This window comes from Lacrimispora sp., assembly GCF_032078915.1.
Classification (GTDB): Bacteria; Bacillota; Clostridia; order Lachnospirales; family Lachnospiraceae; genus Lacrimispora.
Genome location: NZ_DAMAUN010000048.1, coordinates 1 through 14,516 on the forward strand (window position 1 = coordinate 1; position 14,516 = coordinate 14,516).

The 14,516-nt window shown below is 44.8% G+C and carries 14 protein-coding genes; all 14 read right to left on the reverse strand.

Going from position 1 to position 14,516, the window contains the following annotated elements; genetic code table 11:
- Positions 1-467, reverse strand: a 467-nt coding sequence (locus RT269_RS17775; RefSeq protein ID WP_313184570.1) for an iron chelate uptake ABC transporter family permease subunit, incomplete at its 3' end; no start/stop codon positions are given.
- Positions 442-1,080 (reverse strand): nucleoside-triphosphatase, encoded by a 639-nt coding sequence (locus RT269_RS17780; protein ID WP_313184572.1) that lies wholly within the window; start codon positions 1,078-1,080, stop codon positions 442-444. The genes RT269_RS17780 and RT269_RS17775, both read right to left, overlap by 26 nt.
- Positions 1,080-2,111, reverse strand: a complete 1,032-nt coding sequence (locus RT269_RS17785) for an XdhC family protein (RefSeq protein ID WP_313184573.1) — start codon at positions 2,109-2,111, stop codon at positions 1,080-1,082. The genes RT269_RS17780 and RT269_RS17785 overlap by 1 nt, the downstream gene beginning before the upstream one ends.
- Positions 2,108-3,037: an NTP transferase domain-containing protein gene (locus RT269_RS17790; protein ID WP_313184575.1), complete on the reverse strand. Its 930-nt coding sequence runs from the start codon at positions 3,035-3,037 to the stop codon at positions 2,108-2,110. The genes RT269_RS17785 and RT269_RS17790 overlap by 4 nt, the downstream gene beginning before the upstream one ends.
- Positions 3,038-3,198: 161 nt before the next feature.
- A complete protein-coding gene (locus tag RT269_RS17795; protein ID WP_313184577.1) occupies positions 3,199-4,797 on the reverse strand; it encodes a C40 family peptidase in 1,599 nt (532 codons plus the stop codon).
- A gap of 252 nt (positions 4,798-5,049) precedes the next feature.
- Positions 5,050-5,847 (reverse strand): ABC transporter ATP-binding protein, encoded by a 798-nt coding sequence (locus tag RT269_RS17800; protein WP_313184579.1) that lies wholly within the window; start codon positions 5,845-5,847, stop codon positions 5,050-5,052.
- A gap of 2 nt (positions 5,848-5,849) precedes the next feature.
- A complete protein-coding gene (locus RT269_RS17805) occupies positions 5,850-6,764 on the reverse strand; it encodes an ABC transporter permease (RefSeq protein ID WP_313184580.1) in 915 nt (304 codons plus the stop codon).
- A gap of 175 nt (positions 6,765-6,939) precedes the next feature.
- Positions 6,940-7,977 (reverse strand): ABC transporter substrate-binding protein, encoded by a 1,038-nt coding sequence (locus RT269_RS17810; protein ID WP_313184582.1) that lies wholly within the window; start codon positions 7,975-7,977, stop codon positions 6,940-6,942.
- A 212-nt stretch (positions 7,978-8,189) separates the two neighbouring features.
- Positions 8,190-9,053 carry a YitT family protein gene (locus RT269_RS17815; RefSeq protein WP_313184584.1) on the reverse strand — a complete coding sequence of 288 codons (864 nt, stop codon included), beginning with the start codon at positions 9,051-9,053 and terminating at the stop codon, positions 8,190-8,192.
- A 147-nt stretch (positions 9,054-9,200) separates the two neighbouring features.
- Positions 9,201-10,718 carry a UDP-glucose--hexose-1-phosphate uridylyltransferase gene (galT, locus tag RT269_RS17820; RefSeq protein WP_313184585.1) on the reverse strand — a complete coding sequence of 506 codons (1,518 nt, stop codon included), beginning with the start codon at positions 10,716-10,718 and terminating at the stop codon, positions 9,201-9,203.
- Between the two features lie 105 nt (positions 10,719-10,823).
- Positions 10,824-11,339: a Gx transporter family protein gene (locus RT269_RS17825; protein WP_313184587.1), complete on the reverse strand. Its 516-nt coding sequence runs from the start codon at positions 11,337-11,339 to the stop codon at positions 10,824-10,826.
- A gap of 113 nt (positions 11,340-11,452) precedes the next feature.
- Positions 11,453-12,340, reverse strand: coding sequence for a DegV family protein (locus RT269_RS17830; RefSeq protein WP_313184589.1), 888 nt, complete (start codon positions 12,338-12,340; stop codon positions 11,453-11,455).
- A 34-nt stretch (positions 12,341-12,374) separates the two neighbouring features.
- Positions 12,375-13,778 carry a sensor histidine kinase gene (locus RT269_RS17835; RefSeq protein WP_313184591.1) on the reverse strand — a complete coding sequence of 468 codons (1,404 nt, stop codon included), beginning with the start codon at positions 13,776-13,778 and terminating at the stop codon, positions 12,375-12,377.
- Between the two features lie 42 nt (positions 13,779-13,820).
- Positions 13,821-14,510, reverse strand: a complete 690-nt coding sequence (locus RT269_RS17840) for a response regulator transcription factor (protein WP_186422964.1) — start codon at positions 14,508-14,510, stop codon at positions 13,821-13,823.
- Positions 14,511-14,516 lie beyond the last annotated feature (6 nt).

Below are 14,516 nucleotides of genomic sequence, written 5' to 3' on the forward strand. Positions count from 1 at the left end.
AGCACCAGTCCCAGCACGGGATTGTACTTTACCCGGCTGCTGATGAGGCAGACAATCCCAACCGCGCCAAGACCAAAAAGAAAGGCGCTGATCGTTACTCCGTTATAACCAAATGAAAAAAACAATCCCAGGGCAGCACCTAATCCCGCACCAGAGGATGCACCCAGAACATCCGGTGATACCATGGGATTTTTAAAGATCCCCTGATAAGCGGCTCCTGCACAGGACAATCCTCCTCCGATCAATGCCGCCATAAAAACTCTTGGCAGTCGGACCTGGAAAACAACCGTCTCTGCCTGAGCCGGCCAAGTGGATTTTATGGGAAAAACCACCGAAAGAAGGATCTTTAATAGCGTGTCCGGGTAAACCGGGTACCGTCCAAGCAAAAAGGAGCCCAAAAAGCAGACAATAAATAAGAGCACGATGATTCCAAAACGCCTTTTATAAATCCAGTCCCTTTCTACCATGTGTTTCCCTTCCTTCCTCTTCCGTACATTCTCTCAAAAATTCCATAATTTCTGTCCGAATGTGTTCTTTTTTTTCGCGGTCAAACGTAAGAATTCGTCCATTTGACCGTTTTACAAGCTTTTCTTCCAAATCCCGAAGAAGCTTGTCCGGTTCCGGCTCTGTTGGAATTCTGGTTCTCATGGACTCAAGATTTTTCTGGCTTTTCAAAACTCCGATGCAGGGCACCTGGCTATCAATGCAGCAAAGAACCTCTTCCATAAATTCCGGTACAAAAAGTTCTATCCCGCCTATTTCATCCAGTAGGCAGATCTTATGATGAGCGTAAGAACGAAGAATTTCTATTCCATCGTTTTTAAAGAACGGAAGGTTTTTTTGAAATCCATGTTCCATCCGCTCGATAAAGACATTCGTCATTCCTTTTTTATAGGGAGCTGCCGGAATCCATTCTTCCTCTGCCGGGACCATACGAAATCCCATGGTCATCCCATCTTCATTCAGCAGACGTTGGGAATAAAATCCTCCAACCATCTCTTGCCAGGGTTTCAGGCATTCAAAAAGCAGGGTCGTCTTTCCTTCTCCGGAATCACCTTTTAGAAATAAAAACTTCCCCATTACTTTTTTCGCCCTTCCCGCAGGGCTCTGACAGCAATTAATTCTCCTGCCACGCTGATGGCAATTTCAGCGGGTGTTTCTGCGTAGATTTCCAAGCCGATGGGGCTGTGACAGTTGTCGATTTGTTCTCTGGTAACGCCGTCCGCCATAAGCTTTTCAGTCAAAGTTTCCAGTTTCCTGCGGCTGCCGATCACACCGACATAGCAGGCATTTTTCGTAAGGACCTGTCTCTGGACAACGTAATCCGACTGATGTCCTCTGGTCATAACACAGACATAATCGCATTCCCTTAATTCGAGGGAATCAAAAATCCTTTCATAATCCCCCACAATGGTCCTCTCTGCCTGGGGAAACAGTTTTTCATTGGCAAACTCCGCCCGGTCATCAAAAACAGTACACCGGAATCCTACATGCGCCAGCACCGGTACCAATTCCTGTGCCACATGTCCGCCTCCGAAAATATAGACGCAGCCGGCCCGGACCAGAGGCTCGCTGTAATACTTACGTTCACCAAAGTTTTTTTGAACCGCTTTATGTTGAAGGAGGATTTTTCTTTCTTCTTCATCAACTCCCTTTATTCCTGATAATCCCGCTGATTTGCTGTAGATACCCAGTCCCCATGTGGTTTCGTTGGTAATATCCATAAGCAGCCAGCTGTCTTCATCCTTGTTATAGGCTTCTTCTATCTTCCTGCATAAGTCCTTAAATTCCTGATTATCATGATCCAGATACTGGAAGTAAACCACAACATCGCCGCCGCAGATCATACCCAGATCAGCTACCTGCTCCTTTCCAAGTACAAAGCTGTGCATATAAGAGGTCTTTTCCTCAATCGCTTTCTGTGACTTCTGAATGGACCGGTATTCCACCGCTCCGCCTCCGATCGTTCCTTCGGTGGTTCCGTCCCTCCTTACCAGCATATGGGATCCTGCACCTCTGGGAGTGGATCCAGAACTTGCAATAATGGTTACCAAAACCCCATCTTCGCCTTTTTCCAGCGTTTCTAAAACTGTTTTGAACAGCTTTCTCATTTCAATTCCCCCTCAAAATATTTTATAAACAATTCTTCTGTTTTTTCATTTAATTCTTTTTCCATGCTTAAGAACCGGTTTAGAAAATCCTTTGTTTTAGGTGTGAGTTGGGAAAATCCTCCCTCCGCTCCGCCTGACCGGGTGATCAAAAGAGGATATCCAAGCTGCTTTTCTGCCTCTTTTATGATCTTCCAGCCTTTGCTGTAGGACATGTTCATCTGCCGGCAGGCCGTCTGCATGGATCCATTATGCTCGATCAGCATCAAAAACTGGGCGATCCCCGGCCCAAAAAAGATCTCGTCGCATTCCAGAAACAGACTTGCTGTCGGATGCATGGAAGCCCGTCCCGTATCATAGTTTTTTGCATCATCCACATCCGTTTCTATGGATTCTATGATTCCTTTATCATCTACTGGGATTTCTTCAATTAAAACATCTATTTCCGTCTGCCTGAAAGCTCCCCACAGCCCTTGTCTTCCATCGTATGACAGGAGGGCAGGGATCAGTTCCTTTCTGATCATGATCGGATGGCCTCTGCGGCCGTCAAAGACCGGACAAGCAGCCAGCCGGCTGCTATTCATAACTTTTTTAATGGTTTCCGGCAACAGCATGGGGAATTTTACCGGAAGAATAAGAACCCGGTCGCATAAATCCTCAATGTAATTAAGGCCTGTACAGATGCTGTCAAACATCTGGGTATTTTCATAATTCTCATTCCTGAGGCAGATCACTCTTAGCTTGGAAATGTGTTTTTCCAATTCCTTTGCATCTTTTCCGGTTATGACCACGACAGGATCTACACCGGACCTTTTAAGCGTCATGATGATCCGTCTAATGACGGTTGTACCTCCAATGGGCATCAATGGTTTAAATGTACTGGTGGCGCTTTTATGCCCCGCCGCGAAAATGACTGCTCCTGTCTTCATATCGGATCCCGCCTTTCCGTTATATTTTAGAAAATATAACGGCTCTATTTATTATAATCCTTTTTCCAGAATTTGTAAACCAGATAAAAAGTAAAAAACAAAAGGTCCCCGGATTGAAATTTAATCAGAACTCGATTAAATTTCAATCCGGGGACCTTACATCAATCACCGATCATGTTACGGATCTTTACCGGTGTCCGGTAATTCCATGTAGAAATTTTAATACCGCTTCGTCTGCTGGCCGCATGGACGATCTGTCCGTTACCGATATACATGGACACATGGTTGATGGTCCCTTTACTGTCTGCATAATAGATCAAATCTCCAGGCCTCATCTCGCTGGATTTTACTGCCTTACCCATACCGGCCTGAGAGCCGGAATAATGAGGCAGTCCAATGCCAAAATGAGCATAAACAGACATGGTAAACCCAGAGCAGTCGGCCCCCTTCGTTAAGCTGGTTCCGCCCCATACATAAGGATTTCCCAAAAACTGCAGGGCATAATTAACGATTTGGGCCCTGAATGATGCCTGTGCATTGGCTTTTTCCTCTAAAGGAGAGAATTTGATTGCCTCAGGAAGAGCATACCGGACATCAACATAATCCGTGGATACATAGGCGCTGCTGTTTTCCTCCAGCTCGATCTGTATCCAGCCGTCAATCTGCTTTAAAACCGGATACCGTTCATTGTTGGATATCTGTGTCCATATCTTCGATTCAGTGGAAGGCTCGGCCCTGGCGTTTAACATATCCGTGTTGACGATAGCCATCAGCTCTGCAACCTGCAAAGCCTCATCCTTTGCTGCCGGTCCTGTCAGGATATAATCAGACTTCACATAGCCGGTAATGTTACCGGATTGAATCTTATACCAGCCATCCGTCGTCTCTAAAATATTTCCTGCGGCTTTGCTTGGCATCTTTGCAATGATCTTGCCGTTTTCATTCGGCTCTTCTCTTACGTTCAAGTAATTATCCACATCGGAAATACCGATATTCTTATAGAGATTGAATATCATGGCCTTAAGATCTTGTTTTCTGGCTTCATTCAGTCCATATTCCAATTTGACATAATCCGCGGATAAATATCCGGTCGGGATCTGTATCCAGCCCTCAGTCTGTCCTAAGACCTCATACCGCTCATTGGAAAGCGCCTGGCCTACCACATCCGAGCTGGTGGAGGGTTCCTTCCTGATGTTCATGTTATCGGTCTGAACGACAGCTCTTAACTTCACCAGATCCATTGCTTTCTTTTTTGCGTCTTCCCCTGTTAAAACAAATTCGGAATTTATATATCCTTCAATGCCGCCGGAAGATATTTTAAACCAGCCAGATTCCGTATTCTCCAGGATATCACAGGCACTGTCTCCCTGGAGTTTTCCGATTACATCCTCCTCGGTGCCCGGTGCTTTTCTCACGTTTAAATATCCTGATACCTGAATAATCCCTAAATTCTTGTAGGAATTTACAACTTTTTCTTTTTCGTCCTTTTCCTTTGCTGCCTGAGCTTCAGACTCGGCTTCTGCATTGAAGCCTGCTGATTCCTCCAGCTTTATAGCAGCGGCCTCCGATCCGGTTGCAAGCCCTGCCGGTTTTGCCAAGAGGTGATTCTTCATCGCCATCCCCACTGCAGAAATAACTGCTACACAAAGAACCGCTGTACCTCCCATTGTCAAAAGTTTCTTATAATCATTCTTACTGCGTTTTTTTCTTGCCTTATCCAAACGAATTATATAATCTTTTTTCTCGTTGTTATTTTCCATCCTGTACTTTCTCTCCATATTCCTTTTTTCTAGCGGAAAGCCGATTCAGACTATAAATCTATCTGCCTAAGTATAGCATAAAATGTCATTATTTGCGATATAACTACAGCAAAAAATTATTAAGATTATGTTACATATATTAAGAAAGATACATCCGGAATAGGCAGATTTGAATCATAAGCCTCCAGGCACCAGAACAAAAACAGGACAGGAAACCCTTATAAAAGGTTCCATGCCCTGTCATTTCACCGGCTATTTCGCCAGGATCATTCTGTCATTTGAAAATTCCTCACCGCTTGCCTCTTCGAATTTCTTAAGAAGGTCCTCCACTTCCAGCTTCTTTTTTTCTTCCCCTGACACATCATAGATGATGCGTCCTTCATGCATCATGACAAGCCTGTTGCCAATCTGGATCGCATCCTTCATATTATGAGTGATCATAAGAGTCGTGAGATTTTGCTCTTTCACAATCTCCTGTGTGATTTCCAGAACCTTTTTGGCTGTTTTGGGGTCAAGTGCAGCGGTATGCTCATCAAGAAGAAGCAGTTTTGGCTTTTTTAAGGTCGCCATCAACAAGGTAAGCGCCTGTCTCTGGCCTCCGGAGAGTAGCCCGACCTTATTGGTCATACGGTCTTGAAGTCCAAGTCCCAGTTTTTTTAGCGCCTCATAGTAAAATGCCTTTTCGCTGGTCCTTATTCCCCAGGCAAGACTTCTTCCCTTCCCCCGCCGATAAGCCAAAGCCATATTTTCCTGTATTTCCATTCCTGCGGCAGTTCCCAGCATAGGATCCTGGAATACCCTTCCGATATATTTAGCCCTTTTATACTCCGGGTCCCTGGAAATATTGATCTCATCAATCTGGATCTTACCGGAATCAATAGGGTACACTCCTGCTATCATATTTAACATTGTGGATTTCCCTGCTCCGTTACCGCCGATCACCGTGACAAAATCACCCTCGTTCAGATGGAGGTCAATGCCATTCAATGCTTTTTTTTCATTGATGGTATTCTTATTAAATGTTTTTCTGACATTCTTAATATCCAGCACAATTATTCTCCTCCTTCTGTATAAGATTTCCTGATGCGCCATTTATTCACCATGACTGGCACGCAAAGTGCCACTGCAACGATCGCAGCCGACAAAAGCTTCATATCATTGGCATCCATACCCATTCTTAAAACCATGGCACGGATCACAAAATATATGACGGAACCCACAACTGCTGAGATAAGCTTACTTGCAAAGGAACGGAGTTTCCCCATCAGCACATCACCAATAACAATCGCGGCAAGGCCAATGACAATCGCACCGGTACCCATACCAATATCCGCATATTTCTGGCTTTGACAGACAAGTCCTCCGGAAAGTCCTACAAGTCCGTTGCTGATGGTGAGGGCCAAAAGCTTTGTCCAGTTTGTATTAACGCCCTGAGCACGTATCATTGCCTGATTATTACCGGTAGCACGCATGGCACTGCCGATTTCTGTTCCAAAGAACCAGTAAAGAAAGGAAATCATTACGATTGCCAGGCCGATTCCGATGATCATTGCGGCGGCCTGCTTGCTTAACCCGGTTACTGCTATGAATTTAGACATAATTGTATCAGTCTTTAAAAGCGGTACATTACTCTTTCCGCCCATAATCCGCAGATTTATGGACCAAAGACCGATCTGTGTCAGGATTCCTGCCAGAATCGCCGGTATTTCAAAGATCGTATGTAATAAACCGGTCATTGCCCCGGCTGCCATCCCGGCCACCGCCGCAATCCCTAAGGCAATCCAGGGATCTACGTGAAAATTAAGTATCATAACGGCACACACACAGCCGCCCATGGCAAAGCTTCCATCTACCGTCAAATCGGCAATGTCCAATAGTTTGTAGGTAATGTAAACTCCTAAAACCATAATCCCCCATAAAACCCCCTGAACAACTGCATCCTGAAGGGATACCAACAAACCACTCATCAATCATTCCTCCGCGTATTTTCTCGTATCATATTTCCTGCAACGCCCAAAGGGCTTTCATAGACATAAATGCCTTACATAAAGAATGAACGCCCATCCTTTATGTAAAGCATCTATGGCTGGCAGGCGGGCCAGTTAAACAGGTCCCGCCTGCCGCTCATCTTTTTAAAACCGCCTATTTAAGGCTGGAAATATCAATTCCCAGGGTCTTTGCTGTTTCTTCATTGACAGTAAGCTTACACTTATCCAAAGGAAGGTATTCAATCGGCATCTTGGAGATATCCGCACCCTCTGTCAGGATCTTTACTGCCTGCTGTCCGGTTAAGTAACCCAGTTCATAATAATCAATGCCATAGGTAGCAAGACCGCCGGCATTTACCATGCCTTCTTCTCCGCAGATTACCGGAATGCCGTTTTCATTCGCTACCATGCTCACGGTTGCCATACCTGCGGCAATGGTATTATCGGTAGGAGTATAGAGGGCATCTACTTTGCCTACCATGGAGGTAACAACCGTCTGGATCTCGTTGGAACTGGAAACGGTGTACTCCACCGCTGTCATGCCTTCCGCTTCAATTGCATCTTTTGCCATCTTAGCCTGGATTTCAGAGTTGGATTCTGCGGAGCAGAAAAGAATTCCCACGGTTTTTGCATCAGGGAGTATCTTTTTTAACAGTGCTATCTGCTCTTTCACAGGAGTTAAATCAGAGGTGCCGCTTACGTTTCCTCCTGGGTTATCGTTGCTCTCAACCAGATCAGAAGATGCCGGATCAGTGACAGCTGTCAACAGAATCGGGATATCGCTTGAAGCCCCTGCCACAGCCTGAGCCGCCGGTGTTGCAATGGCAAGGATCAAATCGTCGTTGTCATTAACCAGCTTGCTGGCAATGGTCTGGCACGTAGGCTGGTCACCTGAGGCGTTCTGCTGGTCAACGGTATAGTTAAGACCTGCATCATCAAGGGCCTTTATAAAGCCTTTATTGGATGCATCTAAGGCTGCATGCTGTACAAGCTGAAGAACCCCGATTTTATACTGCTTTCCATCTGCTGTCTTTTCTCCCGTGGATTCTGCGGCTTCACTTGCTTTTTCCGCTGCAGTCGTGGTTTCCGGAGCTGAGGTCGCCGTGTCCGGCGCTTTGCTGCCGCATGCCGTTAAGGACAACATCATGGCGCCGGCAAGAACCAATGATAAAACATTTGCTGATTTCTTCATAATCTTCTCTCCTCTTCCTTCCAAAACTTCGCCCTTTTTAGAACTTAATTCGTATCATACTACAAAAAAGATTAGCCGTCAATTTTATTACTTTAATTTTATGTGTTTTTAAAGCGTTAAAGTGCATTTTTGTAAAAAATGACGATAACGGATCCCACATTTCCTGCCCTGTTCATAAAAAAAACCGGAGAATCAATGTTCTCCGGTTTTTTTTAATTGGCAAGAAATCCTTTTCCTATGATCTCGCTGGAATTAGATATCAGTATAAACGCTGTTGGTTCCACTGTACGTATATATTTTTTTAGCTTAAGTGCCTGTGAACGCTTCATGGTCGTCAGGATGACTGTCTTTTTATGATGACTGAACGCGCCCTGTGCCTCATAAACCGTGGCACTCCGGTTGAGTCCATGAATAATATAATCGCAGATGGGCCCCGGGTCATCACAAATGATGCTGAAACACTTGCACAGGTTAATGTTTTCGATGACATCCCCAATTACAAGGGACTTGGCTAATAAACCAAGGGAAGAGAATAACCCTGTCTCCGGTCCAAATACAAAATAGGCCAGAATGACTCCTGTCACATCCACCATCAAAAGCACGGTTCCAATATTAAGGCTGGTGTACCGTTTCAGTATCATGGCGATAATATCTGTACCCCCGCTGGAAGCTCCGGTGTTAAAAAGGAGCGCAGAGCCTACGCTTGGCAAAAGAATCGCAAAGATCAACTCCAAAAGCGGTTCCCTGGTAAGAGGCCTTGTAATCGGGTACAGCCGTTCCAAAAAGTAAAGAAATACGGACATCATAAGGGTGGCGTAAACCGTCTTAATCCCAAAACTCCGTCCCAGGAAGAGAAAGCCGGCCACCAGTAAAACTGTATTCACAATGGTTGTGAACTCACTGGCCGACCAATGGGTTAATGCACTGATAACCGTCGCAAACCCTGTGACACCTCCGAATGCAAAATTATTGGGGAATTTGAAGAAATAAATCCCCACTACCATAATCCAGATGCTGAACGTGATCAGTCCATACTCTGCAAGCGTTCTCAGTGTTTTGTTTTCTATCTGCTTCATGACTGTTTGTCTATCTCCCTCCGACTCCTTTAAGCCGGTTCTGTACTTTTTTGAGTGAATTTATAGTTCCCTTTCACTCCAACTCGACTATACCTCAAAGGGGCGGTAATTACAAACACAATTCCATCTGATATTCTCACAGTCTTTCTATTGTGAACAAGGTGTAAATCCGACACTGGCAAGGAACCGCCCAAACCCATTACGTCCCTGCTCATCGCATTTGTATACGCCTGAATCCTCCAAAACCCGTTCAAATACCAGGCCAACTTCCTTCTTTAATATTTCATCCACATTTTCCTTTGTCACTTCTTCATATGTTCCAAGGAAAGCCTCTGCCCAATCTGCGTGCTTTTCAATGGTTTCGTCATCTCTTATGCTTTTCCCTTCCACAATGCACTGAGCCAGCAGGTTCAGCTCTTCCTTCAGCCTGGAAGGCAGGACAGCCAATCCCATGACTTCAATTAATCCGATATTCTCTTTCTTAATATGATGAAGCTCCTGATGAGGGTGGTAAACTCCAAGAGGGAATTCTTCTGTGGTGATATTATTTCTTAAGACCAGATCAAGTTCGTATACACCATCCCGCATTCTGGCAATAGGAGTGATTGTATTATGAGGCTCTCCGTCAGTTTCTGCAAATATAAAGGCTTCCTCATCCGTATAAGCCCTCCAGGCATCAAGAATCTTTGTTCCAAGGGCAATTAGGTCTTCCGGGTTTTTGCTTCTGGTACGCAGTACGGACATCGGCCATTTCACGATTCCGGCTTCCACTCCCTCAAAGCCTTCCAACTGGAAACAACTCTCCATGGGAGCCTTTGCCATGGCAAAATCATAATTTCCTCCCTGAAAATGGTCATGGGACAGGATGGATCCTCCTACAATGGGAAGATCTGCATTGGAACCAAGGAAATAGTGAGGAAACAGTTTGACAAAATCAAACAGTTTGACAAAGGTATCTCTCTCTATCTTCATGGGGATATGCTTTCCGTTGAAAACGATACAGTGCTCGTTATAATAAACATAGGGGGAATACTGAAAGCCCCACTCACTGTTATTGATTTCAAGACGGATGATCCTGTGATTATTTCTGGCCGGATGATTGGTCCTTCCGGCATAGCCCTCATTTTCCATACAAAGCTGGCATTTGGGATAACCGCCTTGTTTCGCAAGCTTTGCTGCGGCAATCGCCTTTGGATCCTTCTCAGGCTTTGATAAGTTCACCGTAATATCCAAGTCTCCGTACTTGGTAGGGGTCACCCACCGCATATCCTTCTTTATCCGATACCGCCTGATATAATCGGAATCCTGGCTCAGTTTATAATAATATCCGGTTGCAGCCTCAGGTGACTGGCCCTGATACAGCTCCCAGAACGTTTTTTCTATTTCACTAGGTCTTGGCATCAGACAATTCATCAGCTTTGTATCAAACAAATCCCGGTATGTAACACTGTCTTCTTCTATGATTCCGGCCTGGCATGCATAATCAAGTAATTCGTGCAAAACAGCTTCTAAATCAATATCTTCCGGTACTCCCTCTGACTCCTCATACTCGTCCATCATCATTACATCAAGGATTTGGTTAAGGGCATAAAACCGGTCCGCTTCCCCGATCAAGCCTGTGTTACGTCCATATTGTACCAGTTTCTTAATTGCCTCGTAAATCATTGTGATGTTCCTCCTGGTTTCTTTTTATCCTAATATACCTATCCTAATATACCTATCCCATTATACATTTCCAACAGCGGCAAAACAATATCCTATCTATTGTTTTTATTGCATTTTTTTTATAAAATTACTGATCCGGCTTATAATCATGCCGCCCAGGATCCCTATGACAAGTCCGGCGGCTGTACCGGCTATCAGAAGGAAGGGAAGATAAAAGAATACTCCGGCCTGCTTGACCACAAGGGCAGCCACGCAAACCTGTCCGATGTTATGCCCCACGCCTCCAAGAATACTGATTCCCGTTGTGCCGATCCAGTTTTTTCTCTTGCAAAGAACCATTAGTAGCAGGCTTAAGCTCCAGCCTCCCAGGCTGTAGAGCATGGCAAACAAGTTTCCAAAGGTAAATCCGGTGAGAACGATCCGCAAAAGTGAAATGACAACCGTTCCGCCTGTCCCAACCGTATAGAGCCCCACAACCGTGACCAGATTGGCAAGCCCCAGCTTTACGCCCGGTATTCCAAGGGAAATGGGAATCAGGGTTTCTACAAAACTGAGAACAAACGCCAGTGCAATCAGCATTCCGTACAACGCTGCCACATGTGCTGAATTTTTTACTTTCATAAGAGCTCTCCTTTTTCCTGCATTCAGCATTTATCTTACCACACTTTGGCATTTATGTAAAAGAAAATCCCGGAGAGCATTCTCATTATTATGAGTGCTCTCCGGGATCGGAACTAATCTGTTCTTTTATCACCCCAGAAAAATAATGCCACAGTACCAGGTCCGGTATGGGAGCCGATGACTGCGCCAATGCTGTTTAACAGCACCTTTCCGGAAAGCTTTTGGAAGCGTTCCTCCACCAGGACCGCTACTTCCCTGGCATCATTTTCACAGGCGGAATAGGAAAGAAAGCATTTGCCGCTGTAATCTCTCCCGCCCTTTGCATGGGCTTCCATTGTGTTTATGATCTCCTGGATGGCTTTTTTCTTGGTACGGATCTTCTGCCTGGGAACCAAATGCCCCGTGTCGTCAACGCTCATGAGAGGGCAGATGTTAAGCACAGTGCCAAGCATTGCGGATGTGGCTGAAATCCTGCCTCCCCGCTTAAAACTAGTTAAATCCGTGGAGAAAAACCAGTGATGCACGAATAATTTATTATTCTCCGTCCACTCTGCCGCCTCTTCCAGGGAAACACCCTTATCCCTTAAGTCTGCCACTGAATCGGTTAAAAGACCATAGCCGGAAGAGGCACCAAGGGAGTCCACAATGACGATCTTTCTATCCGGATATCTGGAACTCATTTCCTCTCTGGCTACACATGCAGAATTGTAGGTTCCTGAAATACCGGAGGAAAGAGTGAGGTGCAATATATCTTTGCCTTCTTTTAAAAATGGTTCAAAAAAATCACAATATTCTTCCACATTTACCTGGGAAGTCACCGGGGCCGCACCTTTGGCGATCCGGTCATAGAACTCAGGAAAGGGAATACTCTGCCCTAAGTCATCCGGATAGGTAACGCCATCCATTGTATAGTGAAAACACACATAGGGAATCTGGCGCTGCTCAAAAAATTCCTTATTCATATCTACCGTAGAACAGCAGGTTAAAATAAAACTTCCCATATCTGCACACCTCCTATCATTTACTGAATCAATATTAACATATTTTCTCTTGAATTGGAATCTTTACCAAAAATTCCGTTCCTATATCAAGTTCTGACCGAACGGTAATGGTCCCATGATAGAAATTTACAATGTGTTTTACAATGGATAGTCCAAGGCCTGTTCCGCCCTGTTTCTTGCTCCGTCCTTTGTCCACCCGGTAAAAGCGTTCAAATATACGGCTTAAGGATTCTTTTGGAATACCCATTCCATTATCCTTCACACGGATGATTACATTGCGGTCCTCTTCTGTCACCGTGACCCAAACTTCGCCGCCAGGCTTATTATATTTTACCGCGTTGCTTATGAGGTTTCCAAAAAGCTCCTTCATTTGCTGTCCATTGGCGTAAATACAAAGTGGTTTGCAATCCACATGGACAGTGACTTCATGGGATGCGGCCAATGGTTTTAAGGATTCGACGATATCGCCAACAAGGATGGACAGGCGCACGTCATTTTTTAATACCTCTGCTTCCTTTGCCTCAAGCCGGGAGATCATGAGGATGTCATTGATGAGATGATTCATATTGACCGCTTCCTTTTTGATGCGTCTTATGAAATCAATCTTTTGTTCTTCATCCTGAATGATCCCGCTTTCTAAAAGCTCCGCATATCCCTGAACCGATGTGATTGGGGTTTTTAACTCATGGGAAGCATTGCTGAAAAATTCCTGGCGAATCTGCTTTTCAAGCTCGATCTGATTTAAATATTCTTTTACGTTCTTAGACATTTCCGTTGTTGTTTCCGCAATAATATTAATTTCCGGATACTGGTATTTTTCAAAAGAGAGGTCTGTATAATCCCCGTTTACTTTTAACATCTCCTGAGAAATTTCTTTTAACGGCTTTGTAATGGATTTTGAAAAGCTGTCCGCCGAAAACGCGGAATACATAATGGCCATCAGAAAGCTGAGCCAGATCGAAGGCAATAGAAGCATTAAGTATTCTTTCATGCCGGAATAGGGAATTGCCATACGAAGAATATAATCCGCCCGTGAGGAGCGGATCGCCACATAAAGCATATTTACCTTAAGGGTCTTGGAATAGCGTCTGGCTGTGCCGGTTCCCTCCGCAAGAGCTTCCTTCACTTCTTCCCTGTCCAAATGATTATCCAGGGAAGCGGCCGGTACATTCCCAGTATCGGCCACAATACTTCCATCCATGCGTATAATTGTAAAACGGCTCTCATTCTCACTGAGTGTCTGCTTTAAATTCCCTATTTCACCGGCAAGATTACTGGAATAATCCAGGATCTCATCCATAGCTCTTAAGGTGTATGTCATATCTTTTCTGGAATTTTTAAGCAGTGCGCTGCTGGAAGCAATATAAAAAACAGAACTGCTGAGTATCAGCACTACCAGAATGATCTGGATAAATTTTTTAAAGATCACGCTTCTCATAGATTCCCTCATTCTGCGGATACAGCCAGACGATTGATTGTCCTACTCTTCCGTCTTAATAAAACGATAGCCTACGCCGCGGATTGTCTTGATGCAGGAACCGCCGTTTTCTCCCAGCTTTTGCCGGAGCGTACGGATATGCATGTCCAGAGTCCTGGTCTCTCCATCGTAATCATACCCCCAGATGTGGTTTAAAAGCTCATCCCTGGTGACGACCTTATTATGATTCTCCATTAAATACTGCAAAAGCTCAAATTCTTTTAACGTCAGTTCAATCTTAACGCCGTCACAATAGACCTCTCTTGTTTTTTTATTTAAACTTAAGCAATATTGATTCAGTTCGTTTGCGTTTGCCTCTCCCCTGGTGCTTCGCCGCAAAAGGCTTCGGATTCTGGCTGCCAGTTCCATGACTCCAAATGGCTTTGTCATGTAGTCGTCGGCTCCGCCGTCAAGTCCTGCCACCTTATCAAACTCCCTGTCTTTCGCGGTAAGAATAAGAATGGGAATATCTTTTAAAGACTCATTTTTCCGAATTCTCCGAATGGCTGTCAGTCCGTCCATACCTGGAAGCATCAGATCAAACACAGCCAGTGCCGGTTTATCTGATTCAATATGCCTTAAAGCATCTTCCGCCATCTCAAAAGCGGATACTTCATAGCCAAAACCTTCCAGGGCAATTTTAATTAAATCCCTGATGTTGTCATCGTCTTCAATTACATAGATACGTTCCATACATTC